Here is an 18,501-nt window from a genome sequence, read left to right as displayed (position 1 = left end):
GATGGACGGCGGTGACGGCCGGCAACAGCACGAACGACGTGAACGATACGAACGATACGAACGAAAGGGACACACATCATGCGACGCCTGCCATCGTTGATCGCGCTGCGATTTTTCGAGGAGACCGCGCGTCACCTGAGCTTCAACCGTGCGGCGGTTTCGCTGTGCGTGACCCAGGGGGCGGTGAGCCGGCAGATCCGGCTGCTCGAGGAAGCGCTCGGCGCGCGGCTGTTCGAGCGCGATCACAAGGGCGTGCGCCTGACCGAGGCCGGCGAGCGCTTGCTGCCGTTCATCGGGCAGGCGTTCGACACGATCGAGCGCGGCGTCGACGAAGTCGTCGCCACGCGGCCGGGTGCGAAGCGGCGCCTGACGGTGTCGCTGCCGCCGACGTTCGCGACGCAGTGGTTTTCGCCGCGGCTCGGCACGCTCGCGGAGACGCTGCCCGACGTCGAGCTGTCGATCCGCACCGAGCCGGCCGACGATTGCCATTGCCACATCCGCTTCGGGCGCGCGGCGCGCACGGGGATGCAGTCGGAGCTGCTGATGATGGAGCGGCATGCGCTCGTCGGTGCGCCGCGTTATCGCGGCGATGCGCTCGACGTGCTGCTCGGCCGGTTGCCGTCGCTGCATGTGCTGCACGAAGGCAAGCGCCTGACGCTGTGGGCCGACTGGTGCGAGCAGGCGGGCGTGCCGGTGGCGCGGATCGGCGACGGCATCGAGTTTTCCACGCTCGAACAGGCGATCCGCGCAGCGCGCAAGGGGGCGGGGCTCGCGGTGGTCGACCTGAACATGATCGAGGAGGAGATCGCTGAAGGCAGCCTCGTGCGGCTGTCGCCGGTGCAGCCGATCGGGCCGTTCGGCTATTGGCTCGATGTCGAGCCGGAGAGTGTCGCGGTCGAGCACGTGCTTGCGTTTGCCGCGTGGTTGCGGGAGCAGGTGGGGCGGAAGGGATAGGGGGCGACTGTGGGACGCGGCTGATCGGAATGTGGGAAAAATCGGATCGGTCCGCGCCGGTCGCACACCGCTTCCAACTTTGGTGTCCGTTAAAGATCGTTACCAACGGGAGACCTGTACGCTCGATGTCGAGCCGAGCCAGACGGCTTCTTCCCGTCGTTGCCGGCTACGCGTCGGGGTCGTGTCCGAAGTGCATGAGTGTCTCCCGGCGGCCGCTGGCTTCGATTTCGGCGATCGATTCGACTGGCAACTGGCACTTGGAGAGATCGATACGCCCGACGTTGAAGACGGCGCGTCGAGGCGGGGATGCCGGCATGTCGGCCGGTCGTATGTCATGCCCGATGACGGACTGGCGCATGACGCGCGCCAGGCTTCGATGGAGTTCGTTTGCGACGAGCGTATCGAGGAGTTGCCTGGCTTCGGAGACGAGAGCAAGGCGATGCCGGTTCGCCGGCCGGCCCCGCTTTGCCATGGCGCGCGCGATCCGGAATCCGGCAATGGGCGTATGCTTTGCGTTCATTCGTAAATCCCCTTTTCGATCAGGTATCTTTGCAGCGCCTGCGCCGATGTGCCGTGCGGTGCGACGTCGAATGACATCCAGCGATGTGATCCCGCCACACGCCAGAAATCTCGCCCGAATCGTGTGGCATAGAGCGCACGCAGCGACCGGAGCGATCCGTCGGCAAGACCGGCCGGGCGCCCCTGGAAATACTGGAACAACGCTGCTTCATCGCTGCACTTGTCGGGAATGGGCGCGTCGAAACCGAACCGTGGCCATGCGTAGTATCCGAGTAGCCGGCGCCCGCCCGGTTTGGGCGCGGCCTTCCGGCCCCCCGCTGCGAATGCAATGATTCGGCTGATGCCCAACGTATCAGATGCCCTGACGATGCGCCACAGCATCGCCGCGCCGAGTCCCGCGATTGCGTTGTCGACGAGATCGATCGTCTTGAGTTCAAGTAGGGATGTGTCCGATTCTCGACGCACCGATACGCGGTTTTCGGATCGGATCCAGGTGGTGTTCGTGACCGAGAGCGTCAACCAGCCTCTGCTGTCGAGATAGGCTTGAATCTCCGATCCGGTGGGCGCGCCGCACAACGAAACCAGCAACGCGTCGGGAACGTGACCGTCCACACCCAGCAACGCGGAAATATCGAGGCCGTTTCGTTCGACCGCGAGCCGGTCGTCGAAGTACGTCGTCTCGTACGGCAGGACATGACTGAGGTCGACAAGGCGGGCGGGCATGGTTGCGGTCGAAAATCGGAAACCCCCAGCCTATCGCCGCGAATCCGCCGCGCCGAGTCCGCCGAACGGCCAACCACGAGGCGGAACGCCCGCCGTCCCGCCCGCCTTACGACCAGTCGAACGTCAGCAGCGCCACGCGGCCGACCGGTTCGTAAAACAGGAGAATCCAGTCGGCGCCCGCCGCGCGATATTCCCATCCGGTCACGCCGGCAACGAAGCGAAACCGCGCCCCGTCGGGGCCGATCGGCCGGATGTCGTCCGGATCGCTGTCGTCGACCGGGAAATCCGACGTGCCCGACCAGTTGCCCCAGCCGACCGATCCGCCAAGCTGGTCGACGAGATTGCACGGCTTTTCCTGGCTGAAATCGCGCTCGTCCGGCGCGTACTGGTTGGACGAGTAGAGCACGCCGTATTCGGCGAACCGCTTGCGCGCGGCTTCGATGCTGGCCTGTTGCTCGGCGTAATGCGCCTCCAGTTCCTTGCGATAGCCTGCGTCCCGCGGGTCGGGCGGGTTTTCCAGATAGAAGTAGCGCCGGTCGCCGAGCAGCGTGTAGCGGTTGTTGTCGTCGAGCCGGAACCCGATCCAGTTCGCGCGAAGATAGTCGTTGTGGTACGCGGCCGTGTCCTGCCCGACGAGCCCGTCATAAGGTTCGACCGGGTTGAGCAGGTGGACCCAGCCCTGCCACGACGGATCGACCGTCGCCAGGTCGATCGACACGAGCGGATGCAGATGGCGCGCGAGTGCGGCATCGGCCTCGGCAAAGACGTCGGTGTCCGACGGGTAGACCTTCAGGCCGGGTTGTGGCGTGACGATGTCTTCAATCATGATCGGTGTTCGCATGGTGGGCGTTCGGCAAGGCTACACGAGTGAAGGCGAAACCCGGATGAATGCCGGCACCGCAGCAGCAGCCTGCCTGAATCCCGTTCCGTCCATTCACCCGATCGGCCGTGAAAGTGTTCGCGCCGTTCCGTCCGGAGCGTGTCTTCTTGATAATAGTTGATAACCAAGGTACGCTCGTCGGATCGAATTCAATCCGGTCGGGAGGTCGACATGATCAGTGCGGAACTGGGCCAGCAACTGGAGGCTTACGTCGCGAAGCTGGTCGAATCGGGGCGCTACGGATCCAAGAGCGAAGTGCTGCGCGAAGGCGTGCGCCTGATCCAGGATCGCGAGGCGCAACTGAATGCGCTGGACGCGGTGATCGCGCGCAGCCTGGCCGATGCGGAAGCAGGACGCGGCGCCGAGGCGGCGGAAGTCTTCGATCGTCTCGAGGCGAAGTATCGGGCGCAGGCGGATCGGCAGGCCTGATCGTGCGCCTGTCCGGTTTTGCGATTGACGAACTCGAAGCGGTCGCCGATTACATCGCACGCGACAACCCGCAACGCGCCGTGACGTTCGTGCAGGAGATTCGCGACAAGTGCATGAGTCTGGCCGCGATGCCGCTGGCGTTTCCGCTGGTGCCGCGCTTCGAGCGTCACGGCGTGCGGCACCGCGTGTACGGCAACTACCAGATCTTCTATCGGGTCGTCGGTGATCCGCCGGCGCGGATCGACATTCTTCACATCCTGCACGGCGCGCGGGACTACGCGTCGATTCTGTTCTGAACGAACGCGCGCACTGCATCGCGGCCGGAATGCGCGAACCCGGCCGCGGCCGGGTTCGTTCGAATCGCGATCGGCACCGCCGGTACGCATCGGCGGCGAGTCGAAGCGAAGGCACCGAGCGTGACGAAGCAGGCGGGCACGCCACCGGCCTCCGTCGTCAATGCCCCGACGCCTCCTCCAGCGTCAGATGCTTCGTCTCCGGCGCCCACGCGATCGACACAATCATCCCCACCAGCAGCACGCCCGCGAGCGCGAACATCGTCGCGTGAAAGCCGAGCGTCGCGATGCCGGCCGGCAGCAGGAACGTGCCGATCGCCGAACCGAGCCGGCTGCACGCGATCGCGAGGCCCACGCCGCTCGCGCGGACTTCGGTCGGGAAGCACTCGGGCGGGAACACGCCGACGAGGTTGCTGAACGCCGACATCGTCAGCGTGAAGATCGCGAACGCGACGATCATCGCGACGGCCGCCGCCGACGGCAGCACCGCGAGCGCGACGAGCGACGCGCACGTCACCGCGAACGAGCCGATCAGGAAACCGCGTCGCGACAGCCGGATCGTCAGCCCTATGCCGATCAGCGCGCCCAGCACGAGGAACGCGTTCAGCAGCAGGTCCGCACCGAAGCCTTCGGCGAGGCCGATCGTCTTCAGGATCGTCGGCAGGAACGTGTAGATCGCGAAATACGGAATCACGAGGCACACGAAGAACGCACAGTTGAAAATCGTGCGGCGGATCAGGTCACGCTGGAACAGCCGCGCGAAGCCGGCATTCGCATGCGGTTCGGCCGAACCGTCGAGCATCACGTGCGGCCCGAAATGTTTCGCGACGATCGCGCGTGCTTCCTGCACGCGGCCCTTGCCGAGCAGCCAGCGCGGCGATTCGGGTGTGCCGATCCGCAGGACCAGCACGATCAGCGCCGGCAAAGCAGCCGATGCGAGCAGCCAGCGCCATGCATCGGGCGTGGCGTCGCCGTATGCGAGGCCGAGCACGTTCGCGGCGACATAGCCGATCGTCCAGATCACGCTGAACGAGCCGAGCAGCGTGCCGCGATGCTTGCGCGGCGAGAATTCGGCGAGGATCGCGTGGCCGACGGTGAAATCGCCGCCCATCCCGAAGCCGATCAGCACGCGCAGTACGCACAGTTCGAGCGGCGACGTGACGAAGAACTGCGCGAACGCGGCCGCCGTGATGATCACGAAGCTCGTCAGGAAGATCTTCTGGCGGCCCATCCGGTCGGACAGCCAGCCGAACACGAGGCTGCCGAGGAAGATGCCGATCAGCGCCGAGCTGCCGATCATCCCCATCCAGAACGCGTCGATCGGCATCTGCCTGCCGAGCGCGGCGAGCGCGTAGCCGATCGTGCCGAGCGTGTAGCCTTCGGTGAAATGCGCGCCGAACGTCAGGCCGGCGATCTTCACGTGGAAACGGTTGAGCGGCACGTCGTCGAGCGCGACGGGGCGGTGCGGCGCATCGGCGCCGCGCGACAGCGGCAACGCGCGCGCGGTGCCGGATTGAACGTCGGCTTGGGTCAAGCTGCCTCCTGGATTGTTATCTGGCGCGGCGGCGCGCGCAGGCGGCGCTGCGCCGCGAGCGCCGTGCAAGGCGCCGCGCGGCCGGGCGGCGCGCGGCGCGGGTCGACCGCGGGGAGCGGTCAGCGGCCGAGGCCGGCCATCAGCGTGTACTTGAGTTCCACGTATTCGTCGAGGCCGTATTTCGAGCCCTCGCGGCCGAGCCCCGATTGCTTGACGCCGCCGAACGGCGCGACTTCGGTCGAGATGATCCCGTCGTTGACGCCGACCATTCCGCTTTCCAGCGCACCCGACACGCGCCACGCGCGGCCGAGATCGCGCGTATAGAAGTACGCGGACAGCCCGAACGGCGTATCGTTGGCCGCGGCGACGGCCTCTTCCTCGGTCGTGAAGCGGAAGCAGCCGGCGACGGGGCCGAAGGTTTCCTCTTCGGCGATCAGCATGTCGGCTGTCATGCCGGTCAGCACGGTCGGCTCGTAGAACGTGCCGCCGAGCCCATGACGCTTGCCGCCGGTGAGCGTGTGCGCGCCCTTCGCGACCGCATCGGCCACGTGCCGCTCGACCTTGCCGAGCGCCGCCTCGTTGATCAGCGGCCCCTGGTCGACCTCACCCGCGAGCGCGTTGCCGACGCGCAGCGTGCGCACGGCGTCCGCGAGCTTGCGCGTGAATGCGTCGTACACGCCGTCCTGTACGAGAAAGCGGTTCACGCACACGCAGGTCTGGCCCGTGTTGCGGAACTTCGACGCGATCGCGCCCGCGACCGCCGCATCGAGATCGGCATCGTCGAACACGATGAACGGCGCGTTGCCGCCGAGTTCGAGCGACAGCTTCTTCAGCGTGTCGGCCGACTGCTTCGCGAGCAGCTTGCCGACCCGCGTCGAGCCCGTGAACGACAGCTTGCGCACGACGGGCGAACTCGTCAGCGTTTCGCCGATCGCGACCGCGTCGCCCGACACGACGTTGAACACGCCGGCCGGCACGCCCGCGCGCTCGGCGAGCACCGCGAGCGCGAACGCCGACAGCGGCGTTTCCTCCGACGGCTTCAGCACCATCGTGCAGCCGGCCGCGAGCGCGGGGCCGGCCTTGCGCGTGATCATCGCGAGCGGGAAATTCCACGGCGTGATCGCCGCGACGACGCCGACCGGCTCGCGCGTGACGACGATCTGCGCATCCGGCTTCGGGCTCGGGATCACGTCGCCGTACATGCGCTTCGCTTCTTCCGCGAACCATTCGAGAAAGCTCGCCGCGTAAGCGACTTCGCCGCGCGCTTCCGCGAGCGGCTTGCCTTGCTCGCGCGTCAGCAGCCCGGCGAGCGCGTCGCGATGTTCGAGCATCAGCTCGCTCCAGCGCTTCACGCGTGCGCCGCGCTCCTTCGCGGTCAGTGCGCGCCACGCGGGGAACGCGTGCGCGGCCGCGTCGATGGCGCGTTGCGTGTCGTCGGCGCCGCCTTTCGCGACTTTCGCGATCGTTTCGCCGGTCGCGGGGTTCAGCACCGGATAGGTCGCATCGCTCGCGCCATGCGGTTCGTGCCATTCACCGCCGATGTAATGGCCGGTCCTCAGAAATTCGTTCATCGTGTGTCGTTCCTTCAGTGCCTCAGTCCGTCGCGAAACTGCCCTGCGCCGGACGCGACGCGCGCGCGATGCGCTTGCCGGCCGTGTAGTCGTTGATCAGGTCGCACGGCGTGTAGTTGCGCTCCAGTTCGTGCAATTCCTCTTCGGTGAGCTGTGTCTCGAGCGCGCCGAGCGCGCTGTCGAACTGCGCGACGGAATCCGCGCCGACCAGCATGCTCGCGACGCCGGGGCGGCTCAGCACCCACGCCTGCGCAATCTGCGCGGGCGGCACGCCGCGTCGCTTCGCGACCTTCGCGACCGATTCCGCGATCGCGAGCGATGCGGCATCGCCGTACATCTGCGCGGTGAAGAAGTCGGTCTGGTTGCGCGTCGATTGCGGCTCGCAGGTCAGCAGGCCGCGCGCGAGCGGGCTGAACACCGACACGCCGACGCCCTGGTCGATGCAGTACGGCACCATCTCGCGCTCCTCCTCGCGATACGCGAGGTTCAGCTGCAGCTGCATGTTGATCGGCTTGTCCCAGCCGTTTCGTTCGCAGGCCTGCATGATTTTCGCGAACTGCCACGTGTACATCGTCGATACGCCGATATAACGCGCCTTGCCCGCGCGCACGATGTCGTGCAGCGCGCTCATCGTTTCCTCGACGGGCGTGTTCACGTCGAAGAAGTGCAGCATGAAGATGTCGACGTAATCCATCCCGAGCCGCTTCAGCGAAGCGTCGATGCCGTCGAGCACGTGCTTGCGCGAATGGCCGCCCGCGTTCGGGTAGCTGCCCATGTCGTAGCCGACCTTGGTCGTCACGACGAGCTCCTCGCGGCGCGCGTTGCGCTTCAGGATGCGGCCGACCACTTCCTCGCCGACGCCCGTCGAATAGAAATCGGCGAGATCGATGAAGTTCACGCCGGTGTCGAGCGCGCGGCGCACGATCGGCTCGCTCTGCGCTTCGTCGAAGATCCAGGGTTTCCAGTCGGGGGTGCCCATGTTCATCGTGCCGAGACACAGGCGGGACACCTTCAGGCCGGACTGGCCGAGGCGGACGTATTCCATGCTTCCTCCAGGTGCGGCCTTGTGTCGGCCGCTTGTCGTCTTCAGTTTTTCTTCGGGGTGTAGAACGGGTTCGACACGTCGCGCGCGGCGGCGAATACCGCGTCGCGATGCGGCAGCCCTTCCATCGCGGCGACGATCGCGGTGCGGCACGCGCGATAGTTGTTCTCGAACACGGCATCGAGATCGTCGGTCTGCGGGTTCACCCAGTTCGCCGACACGACGACCCAGTCGTTCTCCGCTTCGGGCGGCAGCGTGCCGTTCTCGAGCGCTTCGGCGACGGCCTTCGCGATGCCGGCCTGCGACGCGCCCCACGTGGCGTTGCCGTGGAAATCGCCGGCGATCTGCGCCTTGTTGACGTACAGCGTGATCGGCTTGGTCGGCACGCCCGGCTGCGCGATCACGACGAACGGCGCATGGCCGGCCGACGGCGTCGCGAGGGCCGTGGCGAACGCCTGGCCCGCGGGGCCGTTGCGCGGGCCGACCAGCACGTTGATGTGCGCGAGGTTGACGCCGGGGCCTTCGAAGCCTTCGCCGATGTAAAGCTGCCTGGGTTGGGATGCGGTCATTGCGATGTCTCGTCGATGAGGTTGGGTGTGAGGCGATTGTGGTGGGCCGCGGCGCGGCCGGTGAATCGATGTTTTCTGATCGGGCTATGAGTTTTCGTCGTCTCCGGGAAAGCCCTTGGCCCGTCACGCGGACGCCCGCCGGGCGGGCCTCGGCCGGTGTCGTGACGGCGGGCGGGGCGGAACTGGCGGGTGCTCGTTCGTGAACCGGCTCCGGGTTTGTCATACCCGGGCAGGGGTTGGAGGGCCGGGCGCATCCGGACAACAATCGGCGTACTCCGAGCCCTATCTTTCGTCTTCCCTTCTTTTTTCGAAAGCGAGTAATTCCGATGGCTGCCATTCAAAGGCCCGATTGGTCGAAGCTCAGTTCGCTCGATCCGGAACTGATCCGGGCATTCGTCGCCGTGGTCGAGAGCGGCGGCTTCACCGCGGCGGCCCGGCAACTGCATCGCACGCAGTCGACGATCAGCCTGCGCATCCGCACGCTCGAGGAGCGGCTCGACACGCACCTGTTCATGCGCAACAGCCGACGGCTCGAACTGTCACGCGACGGCGAGAATTTCCTGATCCATGCGCGCCGCATCATCCAGGTGCAGAACGACGCGATCCTCGCGCTGAAGCAGGCGAGCAGCGATCGCGGCGTCGTGCGCTTCGGGCTGCCGGAGGACTACGCGGAGCTGTGGCTGCCCGACCTGCTGAAGTCGTTCTATGCGATGCGGCCGGGCGCGCGTTTTCACGTGCATTGCCGCACGTCGCTCGAACTGCTCGAACGGCTGCAGGCCGGCGAGCTCGACGTCGCGCTCGTCGTGCGGCACGGGCCGAACGCGGGCGGGCGGCTGCTCGGCCGGCACGATGTCGTGTGGGCCGCGCACCGCGATTTCGTGCTCGGCCCGCAGGCGTCGGTGCCGCTCGCGCTGTTTCCGGAGACGTGCTGCTACCGGCAGCGCGGGCTGCAGGCGCTCGCGACGGCCGGGCGGCCGTATCACGTCGTCTATACGAGCCAGAGCCCGACCGGCATCAAGATCGCGGTGAACCACGGCGCGGCCGTGACGATGATCGACCGCTGCACGCTGCCCGAGAACTGGCGCGTGCTCGACGAGACGGACGGGCTGCCGCTGCTGCCGGCGGCCGATCTCGAACTGCATCGCTCGCCGGGCATCTGCGATCCGCTGACCGACGATCTGGTGTCGCTGATCGAATCGATGGTCGACGAGCGGCGGCGCGCGTCGCTCGAAGCGTTCGCGTAGCGCGGCGGCCGGCGCACGGTTTGATTGGTGCGAACCGTGGCGGGTGGCGGGCGGTCGCGGCGCGCGCATCGCGACCGCACGGCCGGCCGCCATGCCGCTGGCCGTTGACGTGTTGTGTCCCCGGTGCCGTTTTTTGCACGGGCGGCCCGTTTTTTTGCACGACGTTTATGCGGTCTCTTCTAAGCTGGGGACGTGTCGAACAGCCGAGACGGCTTCCGTCCGCTCCATGACCTTCATTCATCCCGTTCCCGCCTTCGATGTCGCTGGCCGCCAGTTGCGCGCCGGCGTACGCAACAACGTCATTCCGTTCCCGCCGCCGCGCCCGCGCCTGCAGTTGCCCGTCACGCTGACGGCCGACTCCGGAGAACACGCGCATGCGCGGCTCGCGGCGCTGCTGCATTCCCCGCTCGGCGTGTACGTCGTCAGCGCGCGCGCCGTGCGCGACGTGGTGCACGTGCGCTTCGACATCGCGCCGGAAGACCTGGATTTCACGCTGCACATGCTGATCGCGCAGCAGGCCGATGCGGTGATCGGGCCGGTCGCGCGCCGGTTGCGGGTCGGGCCGAAGGCACGGTGAAGTTGGGAACGGCTGTTGCTCGTGGGTTGTGGTTCGTTCCTTGATGGCTTGTCCGATCCGCCGCCCGGTCGCCGGTCGCCGTGCTGTCCGCCCTCAGGCGGCGGACAGGCGCGCGATGCTGCGTGCGCGGCGCCGATCATGCATGCGGAGGAGTCATGGATCTATTGGAAGCAGTACCTGTCGCGCGGCCGGCAAACGGCCGGGTACGGACGGCGTCGCTGCCGTCGGGCCAGCAACTCGCGCGTCAGCTCGTGACGACGGTGCGCGTGGCCGAAATGTTGTTGCATCAGGCGATCGTCGTGCCCGACCGGCATCAGTGGTCGGTGGACACCGAGCGGGTCGACGCGGCCGGCGGGCCGCTCGCGGCGTGGGAGCGCGACGTGACCTGGCGGATCGGCAAGGTGTTCGCCGCGACGGTCAGCCCGGCCGCGCGCGTCAACGATCGCGACCAGGTCGCGGTCGAGATCCGGCTCTGTCTGCCCGAACAGGACTACATGGCCGGGCGGCGCGTGAGCACCTTCGGCCGCCGCCACGGCAACCGCTTCGGCGCGACGCTGTCGGTCGCGTCGGGCGCGCAGTGGGGCTGGCAACGCGCGGAGCATGTCGCACCGGAACACACGCAGGTATGCGGCGATACGCTGGAAGCGCTCGTCGATCAGGTGGCCGCGAACGTCAACGCGGCGCTGGGCGCGGCCGGGTTCGGCGCGATGCGCTGATCACGCGTCGCCGGTCTGCCCGGTCTGACGCTGCAGGTCTTCCATCAACTGTTCCGCGAGAAAGTCGCACGGCGGCCGCTTCGATTTCGTGCTGCGCGCGAGAATCAGTTCGAGCGGCGGCAGGTCGGGCAGCCCGTGCGCGCGGCCGAGCATCGACAGTTGCGCGGGAATCGCGCAGCGCGCGAGCGGCGCGACCGCGAGGCCGGCCTCGACCATGCTGAGCAGCCCGAGCAGGCTCGGGCTTTCATACGAGGTGCGGTACGGCACCTTCGCGCGTTCGAGGCTGCGGATCGCGTTCTCGCGCGCGACGCTGCCCGGCATGAACACCGCGATCGGCAGCGGCCGCTCTTCCCATACGCGCGGCCCGTTCGTCATCGCGGCCCACGCCATCGGCTCGTGGCGGATGAAGTCGCCGGACAGCCCCTTGATGCGCGTGCCGCAGACGAGATCGACGGTGCCTTCCTTGATCAGCGGCGCGAGCGCGCTGCTCGGCAGCCCCATCACCTGGATCTCGACCTTCGGGTAGGTCGCCGAGAACTTCTTCAGCACCGACGGCAGCAGCGACGACGCATAGTCGTCCGGCACGCCGATCACGACCTTGCCGGTCACTTCCGGCCGCACCACGGCCGCCCAGGCCTCGTCGCGCAGCGCCAGCATTCGTCTGGCGAATCCCAGCAGCACCTCGCCTTCGCGCGTCAGCACGATGCTGCGCGGCTTGCGCACGAACAGCGGCCGCCCGATCGCGTCTTCCAGGCTCTTGATCTGCATGCTCACGGCCGACTGCGAACGGTTCACGGCCTCGGCCGCGCGGGTCATGTTGCCGGTCTCCGCGACGGCGACGACGGTGGCCAGCACGTCGTGATCGAGCATCTTCATGGGTATCAGGAAAACTGAACGTAACGATCAGCATTATGCGTTTTTATTGTTGCTGTGTGTCTGCCATAGTGCGATCACGCTGACGTTTCGCCCGGGGGCGGCGCGGCGTTCGGGCCGGACGATCCGGTGTGCGGGACTGAACAGGGAAGCGTGGTGTATCGATGATGGACCATCCGTTGCGCGCGGCGCTGGCCGCGGAATTGCATGCCCGGCCGTTCCTGCGGCTCGCCGAAGCCGTGTCGCTCACGCATTACGCGATCTACGCGGACGGCCAGCCCGACATCCACGAAACGCTGCTGCACGCGCTGTGCCGCGATACCGGCATCGCCGCGCCGCACGAAGGCGCGACGCACTACGCGGTGCAGTCGCCGAGCGGCTGGCACCTGAAGTGGGAGCGCCACACCGAATTCTCGACCTTCACGTTCGTCGCGCCGCGCCGCGACACCGGTTATTTCGACGATCTCGCGATCGAGGGCATTCCGGCCGCGTGGTTCGCGCGGCTTGCCGGCATCCGCTTCGTCGCGGTGCGCATGGAGCTGCTCACGGGCGACGCCGCGCGGCTCGTCTGCGGCGACCTGCGCCGCTGGATCGACGGGCCCGCGCTCGTCGGCAGTAACGTGCTCGGCGGCGGCAAGGTGTTCTGCGACTGGCATGTGCGCGACGACGGTTTCATGCGCTTTCTCGTCGTCGACGAGGATTTCCGCGAGGAGCAGGGCGGCCGCCTGCTGCAGCGCCTGCATGAAATCGAGACGTACCGGATGATGGCCCTGCTGGCGCTGCCCGTCGCGCGCCGGATGAGCCGCGAGCTCGACGAGATCCACGCGGCGCTCCATGCACTGATGCAGCGGATGGACGCGAGCGGCGCCGACGGCGACGATACCGCGCTGCTCGTCAAGCTCACGCATCTGGCGGTACGGGTCGAGTCGCTGTCGGGATCGGGCGCGCGCTTCAGCGCGTCGCGGGCGTACGAGAAGCTCGTGCTGGCGCGCATCCACGAGCTGCGCGAGGAACGAATCGAAGGGATGCCGACGATCGCCGAATTCATGGAGCGGCGTTTCGCGCCGGCGATGGAAACCTGTCGCAGCGTATGGGCGCGCCACGAGCAGATCGCCGCGCGGATCGCGCGAGCGGTCGACCTGCTGCGCACGCGCGTGAACCTCGCGCAGGAAAAGGACGTGACGCGCCTGCTGGCGGGCATGGAGCGCACCGCGCGCAACCAGCTGCATCTGCAGCACGCGGTCGAGGGGCTGTCGGTGGCCGCCATTTCGTACTACGTGCTGTCGCTCGCGACGGCGGCGTTCAAGGCGCTGCACGTGATGAACCTGCCGGTCGATCCCGAACTGGCGGAAGGCCTGCTGATCGCGCCGGTCGTGTTCGCGGTGATTCACATCACGCGGCGCACGCGCGCGCAGCTGGCGCGATCGGAGGCGGCGCATGACAGTGCGCATGACGGCGCGGCGGGGCATGCGGCGGCGTTGAAGCAGGTCGGCTAGAACATCGAAAACTTGATCAGGTAAAGGAGTGGAGATGACTTTTTCGCAGAAGCAACCGGGGTTTTACAGCGGCTTCGATGCCGCGTTCGACGAACCGGCACCGGATGACGCGGGCGTGCCGGAGGCCGCGCGCGTGACGTCGTATCAGGCCGTGCTGCAGGAGCCGATGACGTCGCTCGTCGGGAATACGATCGATCGGCCGGACGTCGCGGCGGTGGCGATTCTCGGTTACAACTGACGCAGCGCCGGGCGGGTGGGCTGCGCAGTCCCTTCCCGATCACCCGGCGGCGCGCATGCGCGGCATCGTCGGGTACGCCACCCATCGGGCGTCGATCTTGCGGCCGGGTAGAAAATGAAACTCGATATAACCGTCGCGCCGGTTCGGCAAAGCCGGCACGGCGACGTCGGTTTCGACGATGTCGGGCGCCTGGTTCCGGGCGTCTTCTTCAGGCGTCAGATCGTACGTGATCCTGACGTGCCAGGTCTTCTTGCCGCGCGGCACGCTCATGCAGCACATCGTGCCGCCCCCGCCGCCGAACTGGCGCGCGTGCACGCTGCCCGCGCCGAAGCCATCCACCACGAAACTGTAGACACCACGATCGGTGTAGTTGAACCCCACGACGCGATACGGGCCGTCGGCGCGCGTCTGTGCGTGGATCCACCAGGCCGCGCCCGCCAGCAATGCCGCGATGGCGACCGGGTTGAGTGTCAGGCGGCGTAGCAGGTTCGGCATGCCGGTGTTCCTGTGAGTCGGTTCGGCGGCACGATCGGTTGCCGATAGCGCCAGGGCGCGTGCCGTGCACCCCGGCGGCCGAGGTCATCGCGCGCGCCCGACAGGCCCCGCCCCATGCGCCAGCGCCAGTTCGACGAACGCGCGCGCGGCCGCGCTCCGGTACGCCGCCTTGCGTTGCAGCAGCACGGCCGTACGCCGCAGGACGGCCGGTTCGAGCGCGACGGCGGCGAGATCGTCGTGGCCGCTCGCGATCGTCGCGGGCAGCAGCGTCGCGAGGTTCGTGCGGCGCACGATCTCGATCACGGCCCCCAGCGAATTCGCTTCCATCGACACGCGCGGCCGCACATCGTGCTCGCGGAAATAGCGGTCGATCTGCACGCGTGTCGCGAATTCGGCCGTGAGCAGCACGAGCGACGCGTCGTGCAGCGCGCGCAGGCCGGCCTTGCGTTTTCCGGCGAGCGCATGCCGGCGGCTCACGACGAGCGCGAGCGTTTCGACCAGCAGAGGTTGCGCTTCGAGATCCGCCGTCTGCACCTCGTCGAACGCGATGCCGACATCGAGCTCGTCGTCGACGAGCAGCGCCTCGATGCGTTCCTGCGACATCTCGCGCACCGACAGCGACACATCCGGATAGCGGCCGTGAAACGCCTCGACCAGCGGCCCGACGAGATAGCTCGTGAAGGTCGGCGTGACCGCGATCCGCAGTGAGCCGCGGCTGAGATCCTGCACGTCGTGAATGGCGCGCCGGCCTTCCGCGAGATCGTGCAGCGCCTGCCGCGCATAGCGGAAATACACGTCGCCGGCGTCGGTCAGCCGGGTCACGCGCCCGGTGCGGTCGAACAGCTGCGCGCCGAGCGTCTCCTCGAGCTGGCGGATCTGCTGGGACAGCGCGGGCTGCGACACATGCAGCGCGGCGGCCGCGCGCGTGAAGCTGCGATGCTCGGCGACGGCCAGGAAGTAGTGGATATGGCGCAGCAGCATGACGGTTCCTATAAGTCCTGCTTATCCGGTGGATCATAAATCAGTCTTTTACCTTATTGGAAGCCCGGCGTAACCTGCTCTTCGTCGATTCCACCCGCACCGGAGAACACGCGATGAAGGACATCATCGAAGGCTTCCTGAAGTTCCAGCGCGACGCGTATCCGGCACGCGCCACGCTGTTCCGCGATCTCGCGCGCAGCCAGCATCCGCGCGCGCTGTTCATCTCGTGCTCGGACAGCCGGCTCGTGCCCGAACTCGTCACGCAGCGCGAACCGGGCGACCTGTTCGTGATCCGCAATGCCGGGAACATCGTGCCGTCGTACGGCCCCGAGCCGGGCGGCGTGTCGGCGTCCGTCGAATACGCGGTGGCCGCGCTGCGCGTGACCGACGTCGTGATCTGCGGCCATTCCGATTGCGGCGCGATGACCGCGATTGCCACCTGCCAGTGCATGGACCACATGCCGGCAGTCGGCCATTGGCTGCGTTATGCCGATTCGGCGCGTGTCGTGAACGAGGCGCGCACGCATTGCAGCGAACGCGAGCGGATCGACTCGATGGTGCGCGAGAACGTCGTCGCGCAACTGGCGAACCTGAAGACGCACCCCGCCGTGCGGCTCGCGCTCGAAGAAGGGCGGCTCGCGCTGCACGGCTGGGTCTACGACATCGAATCGGGCTGCATCGACGCCCATGACGGCGCGACCGGCCGGTTCGTCTCCCTGGCGGACCATCCCGAGGTCCGCGCCACACCCGCGACGCTTCCCGTCGCGGCCTGACTCGCTCCAACCTACCCACGAGGAATTGCCATGATCCAGTCCCAGCACAGCCAGACCGCCCGCCACGCGCTCGCGGAGACCGTCGTTCTCGCGAAGGCGCGCAAGAACCTGTCGTTCGCGCAGCTCACCGAAGGCACGGGCCTGAGCGAAGCGTTCGTGACGGCCGCGCTGCTCGGCCAGCATGCGCTGCCGGCCGATGCGGCGCGCAGTGTCGCGGACAAGCTCGGCCTCGACGACGATGCGGTGCTGCTGCTGCAGACGATCCCGCTGCGCGGCAGCATCGACGATCGCGTGCCGACCGACCCGACGATTTACCGCTTCTACGAAATGCTGCAGGTGTACGGCACGACGCTGAAGGCACTCGTACACGAGAAGTTCGGCGACGGCATCATCAGCGCGATCAATTTCCGGCTCGACGTGAAGAAGGTCGACGATCCCGAGGGCGGTTCGCGTGCGGTGATCACGCTCGACGGCAAGTACCTGCCGACCAAGCCGTTCTGACGCCGGCGCGGCGCCGCGGCAGCGGTGCCGTGCAGGCTCTCGCCCGACGTGCATCGGCCACCGGCCGGCGCACGTTCCCGCCATGCCGTTTCAACCAGGACGCAGCCATGGATTTTGTGAAGCGCACGATCGATCTTGCGATGAAGAACGTGGAAGAGGGCGGCCGTCCGTTCGCGACGGTGATCGTCCGCGACGGCGAGATCGTCGCGGAGAGCCCGAACCTCGTCGCGCAGACCAGCGACCCGACCGCGCACGCCGAGATCCTCGCGGTGCGCGACGCTTGCCGCAAGCTCGGCACCGAGCACCTGACCGACTGCGAGATCTACATTCTCGCGAGCCCGTGCCCGATGTGTCTCGGCGCGCTGTACTACTGCAGCCCGAAACGCGTGGTCTACATCACGACGCGCGAGGACTACGCGCCGTTCTACCGAGACGACCGCAAGTATTTCGAGCTCGATACGTTCTATGCCGAATATGCGAAGCCGATCGAGGCGCGCCGGCTGCCGATGGTGCAGCAGAAGCACGGCGGCGCGATCGACGTGTACCGGCGCTGGAAGGAACTGAACGCGAAGTGACGTGACCCGCGCGGCGCCCAGGCCGCGCGTTGCAGCCGCCCGGCTGCTCGTTTTCCCCACCCTCCGTTTCGTCTTCCGTGTCATCCGGCGGCGCCCGTGCCGCCGGGGCGCCCGCGCTGCCGCGCGAGGCGGGTCGTGCCTCCGTTTTCCCACCTTCCCAAACATCGATCCCGTTCAATGTCCGGAACGGAAATCCGCGATCCAAAAGGTTTTTGACGGGTTTAAAAATTCGCACTGGAGACGACGGAAACGTGCGGAAAGCCCGATGAAAACCGATGAAATCTTCATGACAGCCAGCGCGGTGGCCGCGGTCGTTCGCGACTGATCGCCATCGATCGCCGTGCGTTTTCCCTGCCTGTTTCGTTGCGCCATTCGTTCCGGACGAGGAATCGCTCGATCTCTCTCCGCCAGCACAGCCCGACTGCCGCCGGTCGCGCGTGACGCCTGAGATTCGCTTACCTGCTTGAAACGGACCATCATGAAACGGGATTCATTCAGTACACCTGATGCGATGCATCGACCGACGACGAACATGCTCAAGCCGAACGACACGTTCGTCCGCATCGAAAACGTCGTGAAGAAATTCGGCGACAGCACGGCCGTCGACAACGTGAACCTGACGATCGCGAAGAACGAGCTGTTCGCGTTGCTCGGCAGCTCGGGCTGCGGCAAGTCGACGCTGCTGCGCATGCTCGCCGGGCTCGAGACGGCCACCTCCGGCAAGATCTTCGTCGACGGCGAGGACCTCGCGTCGCTGCCGCCGTATCGCCGCCCGGTCAACATGATGTTCCAGTCGTACGCGCTGTTCCCGCACATGACGGTCGAATCGAACGTCGCGTTCGGCCTGAAGCAGGAAGGCACGCCGAAGAACGAGATCCGGGAACGCGTGGCCGAAGCACTCGCGCTCGTGCAGATGAGCAAGTACGCGAAGCGCAAGCCGCATCAGCTCTCCGGCGGCCAGCAGCAGCGCGTCGCGCTCGCCCGCTCGCTGGTCAAGCGCCCGAAGCTGCTGCTGCTCGACGAGCCGATGTCCGCGCTCGACAAGAAGATCCGTCAGAAGACCCAGCTCGAACTGGTGAACATCATCGAGAAAGTCGACGTGACCTGCGTGATGGTCACGCACGACCAGGAAGAAGCGATGACGATGGCGAGCCGCCTCGCGGTGATGAGCGAAGGCAAGATCGTGCAGATCGGCTCGCCCGGCGAAGTCTACGAATACCCGAACAGCCGTTTCTCGGCCGAATTCATCGGCTCGACCAACCTCTTCGAAGGACGCGTGGTCGAGGACGAGCCCGACCACATCTTCGTCGAAAGCGACGACCTCGAAGCGCGCATGTACGTGAGCCACGGCGTGACCGGCCCGCTCGGCATGCCGGTCGGCATCTCGGTGCGCCCGGAGCGCGTGCACGTGTCGCGCGAGAAACCGGGCTCGAAACACAACTGGGCGCGCGGCGTCGTGACCGACATCGCGTACATGGGCAGCTACTCGCTGTACCACGTGCGCCTGCCGAGCGGCAA

At 67.1% G+C, this 18,501-nt stretch carries 23 protein-coding genes; 12 read left to right on the top strand and 11 right to left on the bottom strand.

The window, feature by feature from the left end; translation table 11 throughout:
* Positions 1-78: 78 nt before the first annotated feature.
* On the top strand, positions 79-954 hold the full coding sequence (locus ABIC51_RS00115) for a LysR substrate-binding domain-containing protein (protein ID WP_146254594.1): 876 nt from the start codon (positions 79-81) through the stop codon (positions 952-954).
* A gap of 166 nt (positions 955-1,120) precedes the next feature.
* Here ABIC51_RS00115 and ABIC51_RS00110 read toward each other — a convergent pair whose 3' ends face one another.
* The 3 genes from ABIC51_RS00110 to ABIC51_RS00100 all read right to left on the bottom strand — a co-directional run bounded on the left by ABIC51_RS00110 (position 1,121) and on the right by ABIC51_RS00100 (position 3,037).
* Positions 1,121-1,474, bottom strand: coding sequence for a hypothetical protein (locus ABIC51_RS00110; protein WP_091925223.1), 354 nt, complete (start codon positions 1,472-1,474; stop codon positions 1,121-1,123).
* Entirely contained in the window at positions 1,471-2,196 is a 726-nt protein-coding gene (locus ABIC51_RS00105; RefSeq protein ID WP_060086102.1) for a hypothetical protein, read from the bottom strand. Before ABIC51_RS00105 ends, ABIC51_RS00110 begins: the two co-directional genes overlap by 4 nt.
* 106 nt (positions 2,197-2,302) lie before the next feature.
* Positions 2,303-3,037: a hypothetical protein gene (locus ABIC51_RS00100; protein WP_354006299.1), complete on the bottom strand. Its 735-nt coding sequence runs from the start codon at positions 3,035-3,037 to the stop codon at positions 2,303-2,305.
* Between the two features lie 210 nt (positions 3,038-3,247).
* On the opposite strand from ABIC51_RS00100, the gene ABIC51_RS00095 reads away from it, so the two are divergent.
* Entirely contained in the window at positions 3,248-3,505 is a 258-nt protein-coding gene (locus ABIC51_RS00095) for a type II toxin-antitoxin system ParD family antitoxin (RefSeq protein WP_048021519.1), read from the top strand.
* A complete protein-coding gene (locus ABIC51_RS00090; RefSeq protein ID WP_175898710.1) occupies positions 3,502-3,801 on the top strand; it encodes a type II toxin-antitoxin system RelE/ParE family toxin in 300 nt (99 codons plus the stop codon). The genes ABIC51_RS00095 and ABIC51_RS00090 overlap by 4 nt, the downstream gene beginning before the upstream one ends.
* A 157-nt stretch (positions 3,802-3,958) precedes the next feature.
* Here ABIC51_RS00090 and ABIC51_RS00085 read toward each other — a convergent pair whose 3' ends face one another.
* The 4 genes from ABIC51_RS00085 to fae form a co-directional block, all read right to left on the bottom strand.
* A complete protein-coding gene (locus ABIC51_RS00085) occupies positions 3,959-5,332 on the bottom strand; it encodes an MFS transporter (protein ID WP_059696061.1) in 1,374 nt (457 codons plus the stop codon).
* A gap of 119 nt (positions 5,333-5,451) precedes the next feature.
* Positions 5,452-6,903, bottom strand: coding sequence for an NAD-dependent succinate-semialdehyde dehydrogenase (locus ABIC51_RS00080; protein WP_175898682.1), 1,452 nt, complete (start codon positions 6,901-6,903; stop codon positions 5,452-5,454).
* 22 nt (positions 6,904-6,925) lie between these two features.
* Positions 6,926-7,948, bottom strand: coding sequence for an aldo/keto reductase (locus tag ABIC51_RS00075; RefSeq protein WP_175898685.1), 1,023 nt, complete (start codon positions 7,946-7,948; stop codon positions 6,926-6,928).
* 41 nt (positions 7,949-7,989) lie between these two features.
* Positions 7,990-8,514 (bottom strand): formaldehyde-activating enzyme, encoded by a 525-nt coding sequence (gene fae, locus ABIC51_RS00070; RefSeq protein ID WP_146254590.1) that lies wholly within the window; start codon positions 8,512-8,514, stop codon positions 7,990-7,992.
* Between the two features lie 326 nt (positions 8,515-8,840).
* Here fae and ABIC51_RS00065 point away from each other — a divergent pair, with 326 nt between their 5' ends.
* From ABIC51_RS00065 to ABIC51_RS00055, 3 genes are all read left to right on the top strand, one after another.
* Positions 8,841-9,758, top strand: a complete 918-nt coding sequence (locus tag ABIC51_RS00065; RefSeq protein WP_027789893.1) for a LysR family transcriptional regulator — start codon at positions 8,841-8,843, stop codon at positions 9,756-9,758.
* 226 nt (positions 9,759-9,984) lie between these two features.
* Positions 9,985-10,335, top strand: coding sequence for a hypothetical protein (locus tag ABIC51_RS00060; RefSeq protein ID WP_060373271.1), 351 nt, complete (start codon positions 9,985-9,987; stop codon positions 10,333-10,335).
* Between the two features lie 155 nt (positions 10,336-10,490).
* On the top strand, positions 10,491-11,051 hold the full coding sequence (locus ABIC51_RS00055; RefSeq protein WP_175898687.1) for a hypothetical protein: 561 nt from the start codon (positions 10,491-10,493) through the stop codon (positions 11,049-11,051).
* Here the strand turns inward: ABIC51_RS00055 and ABIC51_RS00050 are convergent, their stop codons facing one another.
* A complete protein-coding gene (locus ABIC51_RS00050) occupies positions 11,052-11,927 on the bottom strand; it encodes a LysR family transcriptional regulator (protein WP_021160509.1) in 876 nt (291 codons plus the stop codon).
* A gap of 161 nt (positions 11,928-12,088) precedes the next feature.
* Between ABIC51_RS00050 and ABIC51_RS00045 the strand changes: the two genes are divergently transcribed.
* Together ABIC51_RS00045 and ABIC51_RS00040 are read left to right on the top strand one after the other, a co-directional pair.
* Positions 12,089-13,420, top strand: a complete 1,332-nt coding sequence (locus tag ABIC51_RS00045) for a DUF3422 family protein (RefSeq protein ID WP_027789890.1) — start codon at positions 12,089-12,091, stop codon at positions 13,418-13,420.
* Positions 13,421-13,454: 34 nt separating this feature from the next.
* Positions 13,455-13,658: a hypothetical protein gene (locus ABIC51_RS00040; protein WP_027789889.1), complete on the top strand. Its 204-nt coding sequence runs from the start codon at positions 13,455-13,457 to the stop codon at positions 13,656-13,658.
* A gap of 39 nt (positions 13,659-13,697) precedes the next feature.
* Here the strand turns inward: ABIC51_RS00040 and ABIC51_RS00035 are convergent, their stop codons facing one another.
* Positions 13,698-14,153, bottom strand: a complete 456-nt coding sequence (locus tag ABIC51_RS00035; RefSeq protein WP_027789888.1) for a DUF3304 domain-containing protein — start codon at positions 14,151-14,153, stop codon at positions 13,698-13,700.
* An 84-nt stretch (positions 14,154-14,237) separates the two neighbouring features.
* Positions 14,238-15,134 (bottom strand): transcriptional regulator CynR, encoded by an 897-nt coding sequence (gene cynR / locus ABIC51_RS00030; RefSeq protein ID WP_175898688.1) that lies wholly within the window; start codon positions 15,132-15,134, stop codon positions 14,238-14,240.
* Between the two features lie 113 nt (positions 15,135-15,247).
* On the opposite strand from cynR, the gene ABIC51_RS00025 reads away from it, so the two are divergent.
* The 3 genes from ABIC51_RS00025 (at position 15,248) to ABIC51_RS00015 (ending at position 16,983) form a co-directional block, all read left to right on the top strand.
* Complete coding sequence (locus ABIC51_RS00025) at positions 15,248-15,907, top strand: carbonic anhydrase (RefSeq protein WP_175898690.1); 660 nt, start codon at positions 15,248-15,250, stop codon at positions 15,905-15,907.
* 30 nt (positions 15,908-15,937) lie between these two features.
* The gene (cynS, locus tag ABIC51_RS00020; RefSeq protein ID WP_014900458.1) at positions 15,938-16,408 is read left to right on the top strand and encodes a cyanase; all 471 of its coding nucleotides are present in this window, start codon (positions 15,938-15,940) and stop codon (positions 16,406-16,408) included.
* Between the two features lie 107 nt (positions 16,409-16,515).
* Positions 16,516-16,983, top strand: coding sequence for a nucleoside deaminase (locus ABIC51_RS00015; protein WP_124819131.1), 468 nt, complete (start codon positions 16,516-16,518; stop codon positions 16,981-16,983).
* Positions 16,984-17,157: 174 nt separating this feature from the next.
* Here the strand turns inward: ABIC51_RS00015 and ABIC51_RS00010 are convergent, their stop codons facing one another.
* Complete coding sequence (locus tag ABIC51_RS00010; RefSeq protein WP_162269115.1) at positions 17,158-17,523, bottom strand: hypothetical protein; 366 nt, start codon at positions 17,521-17,523, stop codon at positions 17,158-17,160.
* Here ABIC51_RS00010 and ABIC51_RS00005 point away from each other — a divergent pair.
* Positions 17,495-18,501 (top strand): ABC transporter ATP-binding protein (locus ABIC51_RS00005; protein ID WP_244117135.1); only part of this gene is annotated, 1,007 nt, incomplete at its 3' end. The genes ABIC51_RS00010 and ABIC51_RS00005 overlap by 29 nt on opposite strands.

This window comes from Burkholderia sp. 572, assembly GCF_040545135.1.
Lineage (GTDB): Bacteria > Pseudomonadota > Gammaproteobacteria > Burkholderiales > Burkholderiaceae > Burkholderia > Burkholderia cepacia.
This window is presented reverse-complemented; position numbering and strand designations above follow the sequence as displayed.

What these genes read in the sequence shown, in the direction of transcription:
- ABIC51_RS00115 (WP_146254594.1), top strand. Translation starts at nt 79, where the DNA reads ATGCGACGCCTGCCATCGTTGATCGCGCTGCGATTTTTCGAGGAGACC.
- ABIC51_RS00110 (WP_091925223.1), bottom strand. Translation starts at nt 1,474, where the DNA reads ATGAACGCAAAGCATACGCCCATTGCCGGATTCCGGATCGCGCGCGCC.
- ABIC51_RS00105 (WP_060086102.1), bottom strand. Translation starts at nt 2,196, where the DNA reads ATGCCCGCCCGCCTTGTCGACCTCAGTCATGTCCTGCCGTACGAGACG.
- ABIC51_RS00100 (WP_354006299.1), bottom strand. Translation starts at nt 3,037, where the DNA reads ATGCGAACACCGATCATGATTGAAGACATCGTCACGCCACAACCCGGC.
- ABIC51_RS00095 (WP_048021519.1), top strand. Translation starts at nt 3,248, where the DNA reads ATGATCAGTGCGGAACTGGGCCAGCAACTGGAGGCTTACGTCGCGAAG.
- ABIC51_RS00080 (WP_175898682.1), bottom strand. Translation starts at nt 6,903, where the DNA reads ATGAACGAATTTCTGAGGACCGGCCATTACATCGGCGGTGAATGGCAC.
- ABIC51_RS00075 (WP_175898685.1), bottom strand. Translation starts at nt 7,948, where the DNA reads ATGGAATACGTCCGCCTCGGCCAGTCCGGCCTGAAGGTGTCCCGCCTG.
- fae (WP_146254590.1), bottom strand. Translation starts at nt 8,514, where the DNA reads ATGACCGCATCCCAACCCAGGCAGCTTTACATCGGCGAAGGCTTCGAA.
- ABIC51_RS00065 (WP_027789893.1), top strand. Translation starts at nt 8,841, where the DNA reads ATGGCTGCCATTCAAAGGCCCGATTGGTCGAAGCTCAGTTCGCTCGAT.
- ABIC51_RS00060 (WP_060373271.1), top strand. Translation starts at nt 9,985, where the DNA reads ATGACCTTCATTCATCCCGTTCCCGCCTTCGATGTCGCTGGCCGCCAG.
- ABIC51_RS00055 (WP_175898687.1), top strand. Translation starts at nt 10,491, where the DNA reads ATGGATCTATTGGAAGCAGTACCTGTCGCGCGGCCGGCAAACGGCCGG.
- ABIC51_RS00050 (WP_021160509.1), bottom strand. Translation starts at nt 11,927, where the DNA reads ATGAAGATGCTCGATCACGACGTGCTGGCCACCGTCGTCGCCGTCGCG.
- ABIC51_RS00045 (WP_027789890.1), top strand. Translation starts at nt 12,089, where the DNA reads ATGATGGACCATCCGTTGCGCGCGGCGCTGGCCGCGGAATTGCATGCC.
- ABIC51_RS00040 (WP_027789889.1), top strand. Translation starts at nt 13,455, where the DNA reads ATGACTTTTTCGCAGAAGCAACCGGGGTTTTACAGCGGCTTCGATGCC.
- ABIC51_RS00035 (WP_027789888.1), bottom strand. Translation starts at nt 14,153, where the DNA reads ATGCCGAACCTGCTACGCCGCCTGACACTCAACCCGGTCGCCATCGCG.
- cynR (WP_175898688.1), bottom strand. Translation starts at nt 15,134, where the DNA reads ATGCTGCTGCGCCATATCCACTACTTCCTGGCCGTCGCCGAGCATCGC.
- ABIC51_RS00025 (WP_175898690.1), top strand. Translation starts at nt 15,248, where the DNA reads ATGAAGGACATCATCGAAGGCTTCCTGAAGTTCCAGCGCGACGCGTAT.
- cynS (WP_014900458.1), top strand. Translation starts at nt 15,938, where the DNA reads ATGATCCAGTCCCAGCACAGCCAGACCGCCCGCCACGCGCTCGCGGAG.
- ABIC51_RS00015 (WP_124819131.1), top strand. Translation starts at nt 16,516, where the DNA reads ATGGATTTTGTGAAGCGCACGATCGATCTTGCGATGAAGAACGTGGAA.